Here is a 16,673-nt window from a genome sequence, read left to right as displayed (position 1 = left end):
GCAGGCGGATAATACGGGCGCCGCGTTTTGGAAAGCTTAGCACGGACCCTGGAACGGATCCCATGTGGCCGGGTGTCGTGCTGCGGCGCAATCGCGTCAAGCCGATTCGGCCCGGCGCATCGCGATGATCCGGCGTTCGGCGGTCTCGGCGCGCATCCGGATCAGCAGCACGCTGACCAGGTACAGCTTGAACACGACGGCCATGAACAGGAGCGGCCACAGCATCGAGGGCGCCATGGCCGGCCCGTCCATGCGCAGCACGGTGGAGGGCTGGTGCAGGGTGTTCCACCAGTCGACCGAGAACTTCACGATCGGGATGTTGACCACCCCCACCAGGGCCAGGATCGAGGCGGCGCGGGCGCCGCGGGTCGGGTCCTCGAAGGCGTCGTAGAGCGCAATGTAGCCGAGATAGAGGAAGAACAGGATCAGCACCGAGGTCAGCCGGGCGTCCCAGACCCACCAGGTCCCCCACATCGGCTGGCCCCAGATCGAGCCGGTGACCAAGGCGATCGCGGTGAAGCAGGCGCCGATCGGGGCAGCGGCCCGGGCGGCGATCTCCGCCAGCGGATGGCGCCAGATCAAGGCGACCGCGCTGCCCACCGCCACGATCAGATAGGTGAACATGCTCATCCACGCCGACGGGACATGGACGTAGATGATCCGGTAGGCGTCGGACTGCTGGTAGTCCGCAGGCGCGATCGCCAGCGCCCAGACCAGCCCGACCGGAAACAGGGCCAGGGCGAGGACCGTGGTCCACGGCCGGACCACGTCGGCGATCTTCTGGAAGCGCAAGGGATTGGCGTAGGCGTGCACGGGCAGGTGGCTCGTGGTGGCTGCTGATCGCAATCTAGAGCGGACGACCCCCTGCGGCGAGGCCGATCTCGCCGGCCGCCCCGCTCATCACTCCAGGGCCAGCCGCAGGGCGGCGGCGATGGCGAACGGTGCTAGCGCCAAGCTCGCCAGCAGGAGGGCGCCCAGGATCAGGAACGGCACGGTGCCGCCGATCCCGCCCACCACCGTCTCGACCGCGCCGACGCCGAAGATCAGGATCGGGATCTGCAGGGGCAGCACCAGCAGCGCGGTGAGCGCCTGGCTGCGGCGGCTGCCGACCAGCAGCGCCGCGCCGATCCCCCCGATCATCACCAGCACCGGGGTGCCCAAAAGCAGGGCTGCCGGCAGGACCAGCATCGCCGCCGGCTCCTGCTGCATCAAAAGGGCCAGGAAGGGCGAGACCAGGACCAGCGGCAACCCCGTCACCAGCCAGTGCACGACGCTGCGCACCAGCGCCACGACCTCCAGGGGCAGGATGCCCAGGGCCAGCGTCTCCAGGCTGCCGTCCTCCAGGTCGGCGGCCCACAGCCGGTCGGTGCCGATGGTGACGGCGAACAAGGCCAGCACCCAGATCACCCCGTTGCCGATCCGTGCCAGCGTCTCCGCACCCGGTCCCACGCCCAGGGGGAACAGGGCGGTTCCGGTCAGCAGGAACAAAACCGGCAGCAGCGCGTCGCCCGGGCGGCGCAGGGCGCTGGTCAGGTCGCGGCCGGCCAGCGCCAGCACCGCGCGCAGCGTGGCGCTCACAGATCCAGCACCAGCGGGTCCTCGACCACCACGTCGCCATGGGTGGCCACCACCACCATGCCGCCATCGGCGCGATGCCGGCCGATCAGCCGGGCGAGCTGCCGGGCGTTGGCGGCATCCAGGCCGACCCCCGGCTCGTCCAGGAGCCAGACCGGGCGGGCTTCGGTCAGCAGCCGTGCCAGGGCCGCCCTGCGGCGCTGGCCCTGCGACAGGCGGCCGACCACGACGTCCAGGAGCGGCGCCAGGCCGAAGGCCGACGCCGCCTGGGCCGGATCGGCGGCAGCACCCCCCAGCAGGGCCGCCTGCCGCAGGTTCTCCCGCACCGTCAGGTTGGCCTTCTGGGCGTTGGCATGGCCGACCCAGTGGATCGCCGCCTGCCATTCGGGTCCGGCGATCGGCTGGCCGGCCCAGCTGGCCGTGCCGGCGGCCGGGCGCAGGAAGCCGGCAAGCGTGCGCAGCAGGGTCGACTTGCCCGATCCATTGGCCCCGCGCAGCAGGAGCGCGTCGCCCGGTTCCAGCTCGAAGGCGACCGGGGCGTGCACCGGCCGTCCGGCCCGGGCGGAGACGAGGTCCCGGGCGATCAGCGCCGGCGCGTTCAGCCCTTGCCCCCGGCCGTGGCGGCGCCACTGGGCGGCGTGATCCGCAGGTTGGTGCGGCCGCAGGGGCTCTCCCCGAGGATCGCCCGCGCCCGGTCGCCGGTATGCAGCCGGACCAGCGGGAAGTCCGGGTTGAAGGCGGTGACGACGATCCGTCCCTCGTCGCCGTCGGCGACCGGCGCGTCGCCCCCGGGCGCGATCAGCTCCACGATCACCGATTCGTCCACGACCAGGCCTTCATGGGCATTGGTCTCGTAGGCGATCAGGCCGATCTCCTCCGTGGCGTAGACGTAGAAGGTCTCCACGGCATGGATCGCCGAGGCGGCGACCAGGAAGGCCGGGTCGGGAACGTCGCCGACCAGCAGGGCGCATCGGAAGGGCTGGGCCTGGCCGAGCTCGTCCAGGAGAGCCTCCAGCGTCGGGACATCCCCGACGAACACGCTCGGCCGCATCTGCCGGATCGCGTCCATCCGGGGGGGATCGATCCCCGGGCCTGCCGGGACGACCGTGCAGCTCAGCGCGCGCGCCCCCGTCTCAGCCATGGCGGCCAGGGCGCCCAGGTGATGCGGCAGCGCGTTCCAGACCAGGTCGGCCCGCCGGACGCCGGCGGCGAAGAAGGCGCGGGCGAACCGCCAGTAGTCGACCCGTGCCCCCTCGGGCACGAGCTGGCCGCGGCTGCCGGCCAGGACCCGGGCGAGCCGGCCGATGGGCGTCGCCACCAGCCCGCCGAACGGCGGTTCGGCCGCCTGAAGAACGAGCAATGCGTCCAGGTCCAGCGCCGGCAAGGCGCTCAGGGCACTGCGCGAGGTAACCTGGTCCGGCTCGACTCCCTCCAGATGCGCGGCCATGCCCGGCGCGTTGTCCAGTGCATGGCGCAGCAGGCCCGGCAGTGCATGGAAGATCGCCGCCTCGCGCTCCACCGCGGAGCGGACTTCCTGGCGATCGAAGAACAACGCCTTGCTGTCGGGCATCATGGCGTCCATCGCCCATCGTTCGACATCATCAGGAGATGGTGCCGTCAGTCACTCGCCTATGGCAACGTTGTAGCGTGCTTCCAGCGCGGTCACGTGGTCGCGGAGCGCCGGACCGGCCTGATCGGAGCGCCACCGGTCCCACAGGTCGCGCAGGCTCATCGGCAGCATCGGCACGCCCGACGCCTCGACCCGCCGGCGCAGCAGCTCGACCTCGGCGCGATGGGCGGCGAACACCGGATGGGCGCGGGCGTCGGACGGCTCCCAGAACAGGTACACCAGCACGGTCGCCTGGCCCGGGAAGGTGCGGGACAGCCCGATGGCGTGCTTGGCCAGGGCGACCGCGTCCAGAAGCCGGAAGATCTGCGGGGTCTGGCGCAGTTCGAGCAGCAGCTCATGCCAGGCCGCCAGATGCGGCTCCGGCATTGGCTGGTCGTAGCCCTCCGCGATCTTGGTCTTGGGCGCCGTCAGGTGCTCGGTCACCCGGGTGACCAGGCCGGTCACGCGGTTGGGTCCGATCAGCAGGAGGTCGGTCTGCGGCGGGGTTCCGCGGATGCCGGTCGGGCAGCGCGCCGCGAAGCGCAGACCCTGGAACCCGCCGAGCTGGCCGAGCTCCAGCCCGGCCGGATTGCGGATCCAGGGCAGGAAGCAGTTGGCGGTCAGCGCCAGGGAATCGTCGACCGGGGTGCGGGGGCGGTCGGGAAGGATGTCGCGCTGGTCGTCCGGCAGGCGCGCGGTCGGGATCAGGAGGTCGTGGAGATGCGGCGCCCGCCCCTCGGCATCGAGAACGATCGCCGGACGTTCCTTGCGCAGCGCCGCGGCGAGGCTGCGGGCGGCACGCTGGGCCAGGCCGGAGCGGCGGCCCGGCGGGCGCTTGCCCGACGCAAGCTCAGTGCCGTCCGGCGAAAAACTGACGCGTCGGTCCATCACGACGTACGGATCCCGCGTTCGAGGAGCCAGCACCGGAACGTCGGATCGCCGCTCCAGCGAGCGGTGGCGACCACCGGCATATGCGCCCGGAGCAAGGCCCTCGCCAGGATCGCCGTCAAGCGGGCCGCCCGGCATTGTGCCGACGTTGCATCAGCTTAGTGACCATTATGCTGCAGGTCGCCTGCGCCGCACGTCCGGGCAGGCCTGTCAAGCGGCCGGCGCTACCGGCGGCTCGGGCTGCAGCGCCCGGGCGGCGGAGGCGCTGGTATGGACATAGCGGCGGCCGCAATACTTGCAGGTGGTCTCGCCACCCTTCTCGAGCGTCATGTATTCCACCGGATGGCCGAGCGACCCTTCGCCACCGTCGCAGCGGACATAGAGCCTGTCGGTGATCACGACCTCGCGGCCATCGACATACAAAAACAGGTCCGTCACCCGACCATTCTCCTCATCTGCCGCTCGCTCCGGCGCCGGCCCCTGCCGGCGCCGCCCGGCCACGAACTGCTCGGCCACGCACCGGGAATTTGCCACGACGGCCGGCAGCGCGCGATATAGACGGTGCCAGACGACGGAGACAACTGCAGATGGCGATCGCACCGCCCGACCACGCGCTCTCGATCAAGGGGTTGGGCAAGATCTACCGGGGCGGCGGCAAGCGGCCGGACAAGCGGGCGCTGCATCAGGTCGACCTGACCGTGCCGCGCGGCTCGTTCTTCGCCCTGCTCGGGCCGAACGGCGCCGGCAAGTCGACCATGATCAACATCCTGGCCGGCCTGGTGAACAAGACCGAGGGGCAGGTCGAGATCTTCGGGATCGACCTGGACCGGCGGCCGCGCCTGGCCCGGCGCGCCATCGGGATCGTGCCGCAGGAGCTGAATCTGGACGCGTTCTTCACGCCCCGTGAAGCGCTCGACCTGCAGGCCGGCCTGTACGGTGTCCCGGCCAAGGACCGGATCACCGACGAGCTCCTGGAGGCGGTCGGGCTGGCCGACAAGGCCGATGCCTATGCCCGCACCCTGTCCGGCGGCATGCGCCGGCGGCTGCTGGTCGCCAAGGCGCTGGTGCACCGCCCGCCGGTCGTGGTGCTGGACGAGCCGACCGCCGGGGTCGATGTCGAGCTGCGCCGCTCGCTCTGGCGCTACATGCGCGACCTGAACGAACAGGGGGTCACCATCGTCCTGACCACCCACTACCTGGAGGAAGCCCAGGAACTGTGCGACCGGATCGCCATCGTCGACCAGGGCCGCCTGGTCGCCTGCGATACCACGACCGCGCTGCTCCACCGCCTGGACGAGAAGAGCCTGATCGTGCGGGGACCGCAGCCGTTCACCCAAGTGCCGGCGGCCCTGGACGACGGCGGCGCCGAGATCGACGGCGAGGGGCGGCTGGTCCTGCGCTACCGGCGCTCGACCATGCAGATCGAGGGCCTCCTGGACCGGGTGCGCGCCGCCGGCGTCACGATCGTCGACCTGACCACCCAGGAGGCCGACCTGGAGGACCTGTTCGTGCGCCTGACCGGGCATCATGCCGAGCCGCTGAGCGACGCCGCGTAAAGCTCTTCTTCATTTCTCGATGGCATGATCCGGCCTGCGACCCTTGCCATCGGGCCCAGTCATGCCGGTCATCCTCGCAATCTTCCTGGCCATTCTGCTTCTGGGCCCGGCGCGGCCGGCACGGGCCGCGGAGCCGGTGCGTTGCGCGCCCGAGATCGCCGGGGCGCTGGCGTGCATGGCCGGGCGGGCCTGCCAGTGCGGATTTGCCCGCGGCGGCCTGGTCACCGGCACGCCGGATGGCTGGCGCTGGGACTGCAGCCTGCTGCGCGGCGCCTGCGACCGGCCCGACTGGCGTGACGGCGGTTTGTGGTACGACCTGCCCCCCGGCCTCTCGCTCGATGCGTCGGACAACAGCATCCATGTCGAGCAGACCAGCCGGTCCGGCCCGGCCAAGGACGGCCGTCTGCCGCCCTCTTCGCCGGGCCCGCGCCGTCTGTTCCCCGAGATACCCGGCCTGGAGCGGCCACCTGCCCAGTGGCCGCCATGAAGAGGGTTCAGGCGGACCCGAGATGCTTCTTGAGGTTGACGAGGCCGCCGCCGAACACGTCGTCGGCGAACGTGCGGATCCAGGAGGCGGCGTCGGCGGGCGAGCAGTCGAAGGTGGTCCACCACTCGACCAGGCAGCGGTCGCTGTCGGTCACGGGCGTGACGCGCAGGGTCGCCTGGTAGTTCTGCACGTCGAACGGCGTCTTCTCGAAATTGTAGACATAGCTTCGCTCCAGGTCGGAGAGCGCCAGCAGCCGTTCGCGGATATGGGCGCCGTCATGGGTGTGGAAGCTGCGCACGCAGCCCACCTGGTCGGCGGCCAGGCCGTCCTCGATTTCGGAGCGGGCGACCATGTGCCCGGCCCAGCTCGGCAGGGCGTTGAAGTCGCGGATGATCGCCCATACCCGCTCGGCGGGCAGGTCGATGACAGTGCTGGCATAGGCCTTCGGCATGACTGCGCTCCCTGATCGGATCGGCCGCAGCCGTCTTCGTGCAGCCGCAGCCGCATGTGCCTAGCACCCGGCACGCGCGGGCGCATCTGTCGCCGCGTCGCCGTGCTGCCACCTCGACAGGCCGGCGTTTCCGCCGGAGAAATCCCTCCGGCGACAAGAACCAGAACAGGTCAGGGGGTGGACGTGCCGGATTTCATGCTGGGGATCGACAGTGGCGGCACCGCGGTCAAGGTCGCGGTGGTAGCACCCGACGGGACCGAGCGGGCGGTTCGCGGCACCACCCATCCGACCCTGACCCCGGCGCCCGGCCAGGCGGAGCGGGATCCGGGCCGCGTCTGGCATTGCCTGGGCGCGGACATCCGGGCGGTGCTGGCCGATGCCGGCATCGCCGGGGCGGACGTGGCGGGGGTGGGCATCACCGGCTACGGCAACGGGTTGTGGCTGGTGGACGAGGCGGGCGAGCCAGTCGGCAACGGCGTGCTGACCTCGGACCTGCGCGCCGCCTCGATCTGCCGGGACTGGCGGGTGGAGGAGCAGGACGAGACGACCCGCCGTCACCGCGCCCATACCGCTGCCTGGCCAGGCAAGCCGATGCCGCTGCTGGCCTGGCTGAAGCGGCACGATCCGGACCGGCTGGACCGGGCCTGGGCGTCCGTCTCCAGCAAGGATTTCCTGCGCGCCAGGCTGACCGGGCGGGTCGCCTCGGAGGTCAGCGACCAGTCCAGCAGCGGCTATGCGCCCCTGGATCGGCGCAGCAACGACCCGGCGATGCTGGCCAGCGTGGGCCTGGAAGAGTTCGCCCGGCTGATGCCGCCGCTCCTGGAGCCTTTGGAGGTCGCCGGCGAAGTGACGGCCGCCGCGGCGGCGGCGACGGGATTGCGTGCCGGGACCCCTGTCTCGGCCGGCTGCTCGGACAACCTGGCGGTGATGCTGGGCACCGCCGCGATCACCCCGGCCGAGGTGGTGGTGATGGCGGGGACCTGGGGGCTGCACCAGTGCTTCCTCAATGCCCTGCCGGCCGACCCGACCGCCGTGTTCCTCACCCATGGCCTGGAGCCCGGCAGCTGGCTGGCGATCGAGGGCAGCCCGACCTCGGCCGGCCAGCTCGACTGGTTCGTGGAGCGGTTCATCCGCAGCCAGCGCCCGGGCATTGGCGACGAGGAACTGTTCGCCGAGCTCAACCGCGAAGTGGCGGCGCTCGACCCGCACGCCCCGCCCGTGCTGTTCTTCCCTTATCTGAACGGCGCCATCGACCAGTCCTCGGCGCGCGGCAGCCTGATCGGCCTGTCCAACTGGCATGGCCTCCCCCACGTGGTGCGCGGGGTGATGGAAGGGATCGTGTTCGAGCATCGCCGCCATTTCGACCGGCTGGTGGCCCTGCGCGGCCGCCCGCCTTCGGTGCGCTTCGCCGGTGGAGCGGCGCGCAGCCAGCCGTGGCGGCAAATGTTCGCGGCGGCGCTGGATCTGCCGCTGGTGGTTCCGACCGGCCGGGAATTGGGTGCCCTGGGCGCCGCGATCCTGGCCAGCGTCGCGATCGGCCGGCATGCCGATCTCGCCGGTGCCGTGGCGGCAATGACCCGGACCGGCGGCGAGATCGTCCCCGACCCTGGGCTCGCCGCCCTGATGGCCGGGCGCTACGGGATCTGGCGCGAAGTCTCCGCATCACTCTCGCCGCACTGGGACGCGATCATCGGCGGCCCGGGCGCCGCCGGATGAGCTCCGGGCTGCTTGCGCAGGCGCGACGATCCCATGCCACCGCTCAGCCGCCGGGCCCGCCGCGCAGCCGGAAGGTATCCGGATCGCCATGGCCGACGATCGCCTCCAGGCCTCGCCCGGAGCCGATCTTCCGGTCCGGGGGATCCGTGTGCGCGGTGCTGGCAGCCGGGTGCCGGCCGCGGATTGCGGCGGGTCCGGGACCAGCGGTACCGGTCGCCCCGACGAAGCAGCGAGGGCAGGGGCGAACGATGAGAACTGGCTGCCAAGGCGAAACCGGCTCCCGGGCCATGGGCGAGCTGGACAGGGTGCGGCGTTGTGCGGCGCCTGGGCGGGTTTGTCCATGGACAGAGCGGCGAAGCTGCCGCTTCGGCGGAAGACCCGCCTGGGCGTGGTCTGGTCGCAGGGCGCACCCCAAGGACAGGAAATGCCCGCCGGCCATCCGGTCCGGGCAGGCGCATCTTGGCGGCCGGCAGTGATGAGCGCGAGCTTCAGCATCGCGCAAGCGCGGCGGATCGCCCTGGCCGCGCAGGGCTTTGCCCGCAAGCGGGCCGACCTGCCGGGGGAGGCGCGGATCCGCGCCCTGATCGAGCGGCTGGGCCTCTTGCAGATCGATTCCGTCAACGTGCTGGTACGCGCCCACTACCTGCCGCTGTTCTCGCGGCTCGGCGCCTATGACCGCGCGATCCTCGACCGGCTGGCCGCGCATGACGGCGCCAGGCTGCGGCCGGTCCGGCGAAGGCTGTTCGAGTATTGGGGGCACGAGGCCTCGCTGCTGCCGGTCGCCGTGCAGCCCCTGCTGCGCTGGCGGATGGAACGTGCCGAAGCCGGGCTGGGCATCTGGCGCGGAATCCATGACCTGGCGGAAGCGAAGCCGGCCCTGGTGGCGCGCATCCATGACGAGATCCGCGACCGCGGCCCCCTCTCGGCCGGGGGACTGGCGGCGCAGGAGCGGGGCCAAGGGGGCTGGTGGGGCTGGTCGGACAGCAAGACCGCGCTCGAATGGCTGTTCTGGACCGGGCGGATCACCGCGGCTGCCCGGAGAGGCTTCGAGCGCGTCTACGACCTGCCCGAGCGGGTCCTGCCCGACGCGATCCTGAACGCGCCGACACCGGACCCGGTCGCGGCCGCGGCGGAACTCACCGCCCAGGCGGCGCGTGCCCTGGGTATCGCCACCGCGGGCGATCTCCGCGACTACTGGCGGCTGCCGGTGGATCTGGCTGCCGCAGCCCTGGAGCGGCTGGTGGAGGCCGGCCTGCTCCTTCCGGTGAGCGTCGAGGGCTGGCGCGCCCCCGCCTTTCTAGCCAAGGACGCGGTCCTGCCCCGCCGCGTCTCGGCCCGGGCGCTCCTGGTGCCGTTCGACCCGCTGGTGTTCGAGCGCAGCCGCACCGAGCGCCTGTTCCAGTTCCGCTACCGCATCGAGATCTACACGCCTGCCGCCAAGCGGGTGCACGGCTACTACGTCCTGCCCTTCCTTTTGGGCGACCGCCTGGTGGCGCGGGTCGACCTGAAGGCGGACCGCGCCAATCGGCGGCTGCTGGTCCGCTCCGCCCATCTCGAGCCCGGCAGCGATCCCGGCGCCACCGCCAGCGCCCTGGGCGAAGAGCTCCAGGCAATGGCAAGCTGGCTCGAACTGGAGGACGTGGTCGCCGAGCGGGAGGACTGGCTGGCCGCATCAATCCGGGCAAGCGCCCGGGCGTGAACCAGGACGGAGGCGAGCTGATCCAGGGCGTTTTCATCCTCCCTGGCGCCACAGCCGCAGTGGAGGAGGTAGCTGGCGCACCTAGTGGTCTGAGTTAAAGATCATCTTGCAGTTGGATCAAGTTGGGCGATGGTAGCATCTTTGTTTGGAGGAGGCTGCCATGGCTCGTGGACCAAAGGCGATTGCTCTTGAGCTGACATCGGCGGAACGGGTGGCGCTGGAGAACCTGATCCGTCGACACAAGGTGGGACAGGCGCTGGCTTAAGCGTGCCCGGGTGGTGCTTGCCTGCACCGAGCCGGAGGCCATCAATCTCGGGGTGGCCAGGGCGCTGGGCGTGAGCCGGCCGACGGCGGCCCTATGGCGCCGGCGTTTTGCCCTGCATCGACTGGAGGGTCTGGTCGATGCGCCGCGTCCTGGCGCACCAAGGCGGATCGACGATCAAGCCGTGGAGCGTCTGATCGCGTTGACCCTGGAAGAGATGCCGGCCAACGCCACCCACTGGAGCACCCGGTCGATCGCCAGGCGGGCTGGGATGAGCCAAAACGGCGGTGAGCCGGATCTGGCGTGCGTTCGGTCTGCGGCCCCACCGGGTGGAGGCGTTCAAGCTCTCCACCGATCCGGCCTTCGTGGACAAGGTGCGTGATGTGGTCGGCCTGTACTTGAACCCGCCGGACCGGGCCCTGGTGCTGTGCGTCGACGAGAAGCCGCAGATCCAGGCGTTGCGGCCGACCGCGCCGGTCCTGCCGATGCGGCCGGGACAACTCGAGCGCCATACGCACGACTACCGGCGCTGCGGCACGACCGATCTGTTCGCGGCCTTGGACATCAAGGCTGGCACCGTCATCGGCCGCTGCCAGCGCCGGCATCGCAGCATCGAGTTCCGCGCCTTCCTCGACACCATCGAGGCAGGCGTACCAGCAGATGCCGACGTTCACGTCGTGCTGGACAATGCCGCCACCCACAAGACCCGGATCGTCCAGGACTGGCTGGTCAAGCGGCCCCGCGTCCACCTGCACTTCACCCCGACCAGTGCTTCCTGGCTCAACCTGGTCGAGTGTTGGTTTGCCCTGCTGGCCCGGCGCCGGCTTGAGCACGGCGTGTTCACCAGCACGCAGGAGTTGGAGGAGGCCATCCGAGCCTACATCGCTGCCAACAACGCAGATCCCAAACCATTCGTCTGGACCAAGAGCGCGGATACCATTCTCGCCAGTGTCGCTCGCTTCTGCCAACGGACCTCCAACTCACACCACTAGGTAGGGAACTCAAACAACCTTCTGCGGCTTCATGACTTTCGATCGACTGATCAGGGACGTCGGCTGAGGAGGGTATGACGGATGGCACACCTGTACTGGCTGTCGGACGGCGCCTGGGCGCGGATCGAGCCGCATCTGCCCAATGGTTGGCCAGGTCGGCCCAGGGTGGACGATCGGCGGGTGATCAGCGGGATCCTGCACGTGCTCAAGACTGGCTGCCGTTGGCGGGACGTGCCGCCCGCCTACGGCCCGGCCATGACCATCTATAACCGTTACAACAGATGGTCGCGGCGTGGTCTGTGGCAGCGCCTGTTCCAGCCAATTGCCAGCACTGGAACAATCCCGGCCGAGCTTGCTCTCGACAGCACCTACGTCAAAGCCCATCGCTCCGCTTCTGGTGGCAAGGGGGCGAATGGTGCCAGGCGATCGGCTGCTCGCGCGGTGGCCGTACGTCGAAGATCCATTGCCTGGCCGATGATCGTGGCCGACCGGTTGCCTTTGCCCTGACGCCGGGCAACATCGCCGACATCAGCATGGCCATCCCGCTGCTCCGTGCAGTTCCGCCACCTCGGCGCGTCATCGCCGACAAGGCTTATGATGCCGACGATCTCCGTAGCTGGCTCTGGGCTCGGCACATCCAGGCCGTGATCCCCTCCACCGCCAGTCGCACTGATCCTCCCCCGATTTGGCGGACGGGGGGTTTAGCTCGCTTTCTGTTCGGCCTGCTCGGGCGTGAGGTAGCCGAGGGCGGAATGGATGCGCTGCCGGTTGTAGTAGCCTTCGATGTAGGCGAACAGGTCCCGGCGGGCCTCGTCCCGGGTCACGTCCGTCAACATGGTGGAAATTCGGTGGGCGTTGAGGTGGTCATCGCCTAGGCGGCCAGGGGTGGAAGTTTCAAGGTTCCAAGCTCGGGTGTGAGCAGCTCGGCCATCGCCTCGAGCTGCATGTAGCGGTGCTGGAGCTGCCACTCGTCGTTGGCTTCCAGCAGCACGGCTCCGATCAGCCGCAGGATCGAGGTCTCGTTGGGAAAGATGCCGACCACGTCGGCCCGGCGTTTGACCTCCTTGTTCAGGCGCTCCAGCGGGTTCGTGGAATGAAGCTTGGCCCGGTGCTGGACCGGGAATGCCAGGTAGGCCAGGACGTCGTGCTCGCTCGCGTCCATCAGGTCCGCGAGCTTGGGCCAGCGGGGGCGGAGCTGATCGGCGAGCTGGCGCCAGGCCTGCCGGGCCGCCTCCTGGTCCGGCTGCAGGAAGGCTTGGCGCAGCGCGGCGGCAACCATCGTCTGCTGGCCCTTCGGCACGTGCGCCAAGGCATTCCTTAGCCAGTGCACGCGACACCTTTGCCAGGTGGCACCAAGGACCTTGGCGATGGCGTGCTTGAGCCCTTCGTGCGCGTCCGAGACCACCAGCTTGACCCCACGCAGGCCGCGCTTGACCAGCCCTTTGAGAAAGCCCGACCAAAACGTCTCTGCCTCGGACGGGCCCAGGCCCAAGCCAACGATCTCGCGGCGGCCCTCGGCGTTCACCGCCACCGCGATTATCGCCGCGACCGAGACGATGCGGCCGCCCTCCCTGACCTTCAGGTAGGTCGCATCGAGCCACAAGTAGGGCCAATCGCCCTCCAGCGGTCGCTCGAGGAAGGCGTTCACCCGCTCGTCGATGTCCTTGCACAGCTTGGAGACCGTGCTCTTCGAGATGCCGCTCAGGCCCATGGCCTGCGCCAGCTCGTCGACCCGCCGGGTGGACACGCCTCCGATCCAGGCCTCCTGGATGACCGCCACCAGTGCCTTCTCGCTGACCTTGCGCGGCTCGAGGAAGGGCGGAAAGTAGCTGCCCTGGCGGAGCTTGGGCACGCGCAGCTGGAGCGTGCCCAGCCGGGTGTCGAGTGCGCGGTCGCGAAACCCGTTGCGGTAGTTGAGCCGCTCCGGCGAGCGCTCGTGCCGCCCGGCGCCGATCAGCCCTTCCACGTCCGCCTCCATCAACAGCTGCAGCACCGCCTCGGCCACGGCGCGCAGGAAGTCGCCATCGCCGGCCTTCTGCATCAGCTCGGCCAGTGGCAGTCTGTCCTCGGTCATCGGTCCTCCGTTCAGGTGAAGCGTCGCAACTCCACCCTACCCGGCTGGTCCGATGACCACCTCAGAAGCTCAGCAAATTTCCACCACGAGCGCGGACGCTACCCTCGTCCCGGGTCGCCCATCGTCGCTGATGGACGAGTTCGATCTTCAAAGTGTGGAAGAAGCTCTCCATTGGGGCGTTGTCGTAGCAGCAGGCCGTGCGGCTCATCGACGGGGCCGCCTTCATACCGGCGAGTTGCTTGCGGTAGGCCTTGGCGGCGTATTGGCTGCCGCGATCCGAGTGGTGGATCAGGCCGGGGCTGGGTCTCTGATGCTGGGCGGCCATCATCAGAGCGGCTGTCGTCAGCTCGGTCCGCATGTGATCACGCATGGACCAGCCGACGATCTTGCGGGTCGCGAGATCGAGGAGGGCCGCAAGATAGAGCCATCCTTCTCCAGTCGGCAGGTAGGTGATATCCGCCAGCCAGACCCTGTTGGGCACCGAGACCGAGAACTCCTGCTTCAGGAGGTTCGGGGCGATCGGCAGGTCATGCCGGCTGTCGGTCGTGCACGGCCGGAACCGCCGGCCCGCGAGAGCCCGGATCCCGTAGCGGCGCATCAGACGCTCCACACGCCCGCGGCTGGCCGATCGGCCCTCCGCCCGGAGAGCTGCATGTACGCGAGGCGATCCATAACGACCATGATGGCCGGCATGGACCCGGCGAACATTTTCCAAAAGATGACGATTGGCAGCCGACCGGGCACTCTCGGGACGTGACCGCCATCCGTAGTAGCCGCTCGTGGAGACCTCGAGCACGCGGCACATGAGGCGCACCGGGTAGGTGCGCGCATGCTGCTCGATGAAGGCAAACCTCATCTCGGCACCTCCGCGAAGATGCCGATGGCTTTTTTAGGACGTCGCGCTCCATGCGCGTTCGGTCGAGCTCACGACGAAGCCGGGCGATCTCGGCCGCCTGGTCGGACGGGGAAGCAACCGGGCGCGTCGGCGAGGATGCCGCCGAAGTCTCCTGCCGTGAGCAAGGGGCGGCGCCGTTCAGGGCTGCGCGCCACTGCCTCAGCATCGACGGCTGGATCCCAAGCTCCGCAGCAATCTGCATCTGCGGCCGTCCGCTGCTCTCCAGCAGCGCTACCGCCTCTCGCTTGAACTCGGGCGTGAACTCCCGTCGCGTCTTCGCCATCAAACACCTTCCTCGCTCCGCAGGAGCGTATCAGAGGTGTCCGCGCAATCGGGGGAGGATCACACCATCCCTTATCCGCTCGACCGCAAGGCTTACGCCCGCCGCAACCTGATCGAGCGGCTGTTCGGCTGGCTCAAGAACTGGCGACGCATCGCCACCCGCTATGACCGCCTCGCTCAGAACTACCTGGCCGCGCTCGCACTCGTCGCCATCACCTCAGCCTGGGCTGAATGAGTTCCCTACCTAGCGGCTGCGGCGGGAAGGAGACCGTCGAAGGCGATCCATGGCTGGGCGACGGGTCCGCGCGGCTGCCTTGCGCGGCATGACCTTGAGCCTGGCGAATCCCGTTTCGATCGAGTTCAGGTCGGGCCTGTCCGGCGGTAGGCAGAGACGACGGACGTCGACAACGGGATGGCAGCCGGGGCACTCACGACCTCGGGGTGGCGGCCAGCATGGGCGAGCGCTCCGATGTCGCCCGGAGCTGGGCGGATCTGCAAGTCCATCCCCCAAGCTTCCGTTCAACAAGGACCTCTGAGCCGTCAATGCTCCCGCCAAGAAGCGCATCTGCCCCCAGAACGAATGCTGGAGCACGACCTTGTGCGCATGCGACCATGGCCCCAGACCCGGCAGGTGATCATCCGGTGCCGCTCCATCAGCTTTCCATCAGCGTCTGTGGTGACGATTTCGGCAGGCCAACCCTACCGATCGATCCGCCTTCAGCCCCCACGCTCGCAATCCTACTTGACCAGGCGTAGCTCAGTGAGCTGGCCGGCAATGTTGCTGAACGCGCTGCGGAGTTCCTCTCCCGTTGGGGCATGAAAATACTTCCGGCCCGGGAAAAGGGGGTTTTGCGTGGGAGACGAGGAGCAGGCGCCAAATCGGGTACGGGTCTGCTCATCGACCGAGCCGAACGTGATCGTGAACAGAACCACTCCTAGGTTCTTGAGCGAGGTGCAGGCCGATGCCATGCGCGTATTGATCGCCTCGGTCGCATTCACCTTGCTGGTCCCCATGCGGTTCGCCTCGGGCCAGCCATATGCGGTATAGTCGTCCTTGTACCACCCGTTCTGACCATCGGTCATGAGGACGATCACCTTGGTGTTGTGGGAGGCGTCGTAGTCCAGCGGGTGGGAGAAGGAGATCGGGCTGCCGTCCGCATTGCGCCAGAATCCGCGCCACTTGGGCGACAGCGCGCGCCACCCCCACACCAGGCCGAGATTCGCCATGGTGCCACCCCGGTTCCACGCGTCGAGCCCGTCAATGGCCTGCTCGATGATCGCGCGGGACGAGGTAAGGGGAGTGATGGGAGGTCCACACCCCAGGTTGGGGCCATAGGCGTCGTTTCGCTGCGGGACCTCCAGAACCTTGCCCAGGACGGGCCAGACATTGAGTCCTCCGAGAACCGAAGCCCAGTAGAACGGATAGAACCGTCCCGCCGTCAGGATGGTATCGTCGGTCATGTCGAAGGGCGGTAACTGGGCCATGACGCAGCCCTTCCAGCTGGTCGGGGCGTAGGCCTGCCATGACCCGATCAGGCTGATGCCAAGGGGCGGAAGCAGGCCTCCCGGCTGCACGGGCAAGATCCAGTCGAGATGCTGCTTTCCGATGTTGACCGTCGCCACATAGGGGACGATGCCGACATACAGGCCCGGCAGATGGGGCTGACCCTTGAACAGGATGTCGGAAAGTTCCCTGGCGGCCGAGCGGAGATTCTGGATGGGCTGCCCGGACATCGACCCTGTGTTGTCGAGGACCATGACCAGTTCCGTTGTGCGGGTCCCGCGCGCGACGCTCGCATGCACCGCAAGTTGCTTGCTCGTGAAGCCGAATGCCTGGCTGGCTGCGAGCACGGCGGAAGGGATGCTGGCTTCCACATCCAGCGACAGGGATTGCAGACCGTCGGCGCCCGGAGAAGTCGAGAGCTCGAACTTCTCCACCACCAGTCCAAGATATCCGCGCGGCAGGTTCGCCTCGAAGATCAGCCGCGCATCCGCCTCCAGCGTGACCGAGGCCACATCCCGGGTGACCGCCAGAGCAGCCGCGTCGACCGCCGCCTGCAGCCTTCCTTGCGCCAGGTCGATGCGCGCCACGTCCAGCGCGAGCAACCCCGCCATCCCGAGCAGAGAGGTCGCCAGGGCCAGGGTCACGGAGACCGACCCCCGACGGCAGTTAGCCAGCGCAAAGTG

14 protein-coding genes and 4 pseudogenes are annotated in these 16,673 nt (G+C 69.2%); 7 read left to right on the top strand and 11 right to left on the bottom strand.

Going from position 1 to position 16,673, the window contains the following annotated elements; genetic code table 11:
• Nucleotides 1-96: 96 nt before the first annotated feature.
• The 6 genes from GEMRO_RS0106805 to GEMRO_RS28080 form a co-directional block, all read right to left on the bottom strand.
• A complete protein-coding gene (locus GEMRO_RS0106805) occupies nt 97-813 on the bottom strand; it encodes a heme ABC transporter permease (protein ID WP_027133399.1) in 717 nt (238 codons plus the stop codon).
• Nucleotides 814-900: 87 nt separating this feature from the next.
• Nucleotides 901-1,578, bottom strand: a complete 678-nt coding sequence (gene ccmB / locus GEMRO_RS0106800; RefSeq protein ID WP_240476617.1) for a heme exporter protein CcmB — start codon at nt 1,576-1,578, stop codon at nt 901-903.
• The gene (ccmA, locus tag GEMRO_RS28090; protein WP_276202847.1) at nt 1,575-2,159 is read right to left on the bottom strand and encodes a heme ABC exporter ATP-binding protein CcmA; all 585 of its coding nucleotides are present in this window, start codon (nt 2,157-2,159) and stop codon (nt 1,575-1,577) included. The genes ccmB and ccmA overlap by 4 nt, the downstream gene beginning before the upstream one ends.
• Nucleotides 2,160-2,173: 14 nt before the next feature.
• On the bottom strand, nt 2,174-3,157 hold the full coding sequence (locus GEMRO_RS28085; RefSeq protein WP_051328777.1) for a phenylacetate--CoA ligase family protein: 984 nt from the start codon (nt 3,155-3,157) through the stop codon (nt 2,174-2,176).
• Nucleotides 3,158-3,196: 39 nt separating this feature from the next.
• The gene (locus GEMRO_RS0106785) at nt 3,197-4,075 is read right to left on the bottom strand and encodes a hypothetical protein (RefSeq protein ID WP_157505482.1); all 879 of its coding nucleotides are present in this window, start codon (nt 4,073-4,075) and stop codon (nt 3,197-3,199) included.
• 207 nt (nt 4,076-4,282) lie between these two features.
• Entirely contained in the window at nt 4,283-4,510 is a 228-nt protein-coding gene (locus GEMRO_RS28080) for a zinc-finger domain-containing protein (RefSeq protein WP_035484862.1), read from the bottom strand.
• Between the two features lie 149 nt (nt 4,511-4,659).
• Between GEMRO_RS28080 and GEMRO_RS0106770 the strand changes: the two genes are divergently transcribed.
• On the top strand, nt 4,660-5,628 hold the full coding sequence (locus tag GEMRO_RS0106770; protein WP_035484860.1) for an ABC transporter ATP-binding protein: 969 nt from the start codon (nt 4,660-4,662) through the stop codon (nt 5,626-5,628).
• A gap of 61 nt (nt 5,629-5,689) precedes the next feature.
• The gene (locus GEMRO_RS0106765; protein ID WP_027133395.1) at nt 5,690-6,115 is read left to right on the top strand and encodes a hypothetical protein; all 426 of its coding nucleotides are present in this window, start codon (nt 5,690-5,692) and stop codon (nt 6,113-6,115) included.
• 7 nt (nt 6,116-6,122) lie between these two features.
• Here GEMRO_RS0106765 and GEMRO_RS0106760 read toward each other — a convergent pair whose 3' ends face one another.
• Complete coding sequence (locus tag GEMRO_RS0106760; protein WP_027133394.1) at nt 6,123-6,566, bottom strand: SRPBCC family protein; 444 nt, start codon at nt 6,564-6,566, stop codon at nt 6,123-6,125.
• A gap of 183 nt (nt 6,567-6,749) precedes the next feature.
• Between GEMRO_RS0106760 and GEMRO_RS28075 the strand changes: the two genes are divergently transcribed.
• From GEMRO_RS28075 to GEMRO_RS33315, 4 genes and pseudogenes are all read left to right on the top strand, one after another.
• On the top strand, nt 6,750-8,282 hold the full coding sequence (locus GEMRO_RS28075; RefSeq protein ID WP_169728327.1) for an FGGY-family carbohydrate kinase: 1,533 nt from the start codon (nt 6,750-6,752) through the stop codon (nt 8,280-8,282).
• Between the two features lie 475 nt (nt 8,283-8,757).
• Nucleotides 8,758-9,981, top strand: a complete 1,224-nt coding sequence (locus tag GEMRO_RS0106750) for a winged helix-turn-helix domain-containing protein (protein ID WP_027133393.1) — start codon at nt 8,758-8,760, stop codon at nt 9,979-9,981.
• A 160-nt stretch (nt 9,982-10,141) separates the two neighbouring features.
• Nucleotides 10,142-11,235: pseudogene (locus GEMRO_RS28070) on the top strand (IS630 family transposase).
• Between the two features lie 81 nt (nt 11,236-11,316).
• A pseudogene (locus GEMRO_RS33315) lies at nt 11,317-11,912 on the top strand (IS5 family transposase); the annotation flags it as partial.
• A 24-nt stretch (nt 11,913-11,936) separates the two neighbouring features.
• On the opposite strand, the gene GEMRO_RS34615 reads toward GEMRO_RS33315, so the two are convergent.
• The 3 genes and pseudogenes from GEMRO_RS34615 to GEMRO_RS28065 form a co-directional block, all read right to left on the bottom strand.
• Nucleotides 11,937-12,071 (bottom strand): IS3 family transposase, encoded by a 135-nt coding sequence (locus GEMRO_RS34615; RefSeq protein WP_169728293.1) that lies wholly within the window; start codon nt 12,069-12,071, stop codon nt 11,937-11,939.
• A 35-nt stretch (nt 12,072-12,106) separates the two neighbouring features.
• A complete protein-coding gene (locus GEMRO_RS0106735; protein WP_027132535.1) occupies nt 12,107-13,309 on the bottom strand; it encodes an IS256 family transposase in 1,203 nt (400 codons plus the stop codon).
• Between the two features lie 103 nt (nt 13,310-13,412).
• Nucleotides 13,413-14,487 (bottom strand): annotated as a pseudogene (locus GEMRO_RS28065) (IS3 family transposase); the annotation flags it as partial.
• Between the two features lie 63 nt (nt 14,488-14,550).
• Here GEMRO_RS28065 and GEMRO_RS35920 point away from each other — a divergent pair.
• Nucleotides 14,551-14,721 (top strand): annotated as a pseudogene (locus GEMRO_RS35920) (transposase); the annotation flags it as partial.
• A gap of 503 nt (nt 14,722-15,224) precedes the next feature.
• On the opposite strand, the gene GEMRO_RS0106720 reads toward GEMRO_RS35920, so the two are convergent.
• Entirely contained in the window at nt 15,225-16,634 is a 1,410-nt protein-coding gene (locus tag GEMRO_RS0106720) for a vWA domain-containing protein (RefSeq protein ID WP_169728326.1), read from the bottom strand.
• Nucleotides 16,635-16,673: the final 39 nt, after the last annotated feature.

The sequence above is a fragment of the Geminicoccus roseus DSM 18922 genome, assembly GCF_000427665.1.
Classification (GTDB): Bacteria; Pseudomonadota; Alphaproteobacteria; order Geminicoccales; family Geminicoccaceae; genus Geminicoccus; species Geminicoccus roseus.
This window is presented reverse-complemented; position numbering and strand designations above follow the sequence as displayed.

Excerpts from the sequence above, each read along its gene's own strand:
- GEMRO_RS28085 (WP_051328777.1), bottom strand. The coding sequence starts at position 3,157 with ATGGACGCCATGATGCCCGACAGCAAGGCGTTGTTCTTCGATCGCCAG.
- GEMRO_RS0106770 (WP_035484860.1), top strand. The coding sequence starts at position 4,660 with ATGGCGATCGCACCGCCCGACCACGCGCTCTCGATCAAGGGGTTGGGC.
- GEMRO_RS0106765 (WP_027133395.1), top strand. The coding sequence starts at position 5,690 with ATGCCGGTCATCCTCGCAATCTTCCTGGCCATTCTGCTTCTGGGCCCG.
- GEMRO_RS0106760 (WP_027133394.1), bottom strand. The coding sequence starts at position 6,566 with ATGCCGAAGGCCTATGCCAGCACTGTCATCGACCTGCCCGCCGAGCGG.
- GEMRO_RS0106750 (WP_027133393.1), top strand. The coding sequence starts at position 8,758 with ATGAGCGCGAGCTTCAGCATCGCGCAAGCGCGGCGGATCGCCCTGGCC.
- GEMRO_RS34615 (WP_169728293.1), bottom strand. The coding sequence starts at position 12,071 with ATGTTGACGGACGTGACCCGGGACGAGGCCCGCCGGGACCTGTTCGCC.
- GEMRO_RS0106735 (WP_027132535.1), bottom strand. The coding sequence starts at position 13,309 with ATGACCGAGGACAGACTGCCACTGGCCGAGCTGATGCAGAAGGCCGGC.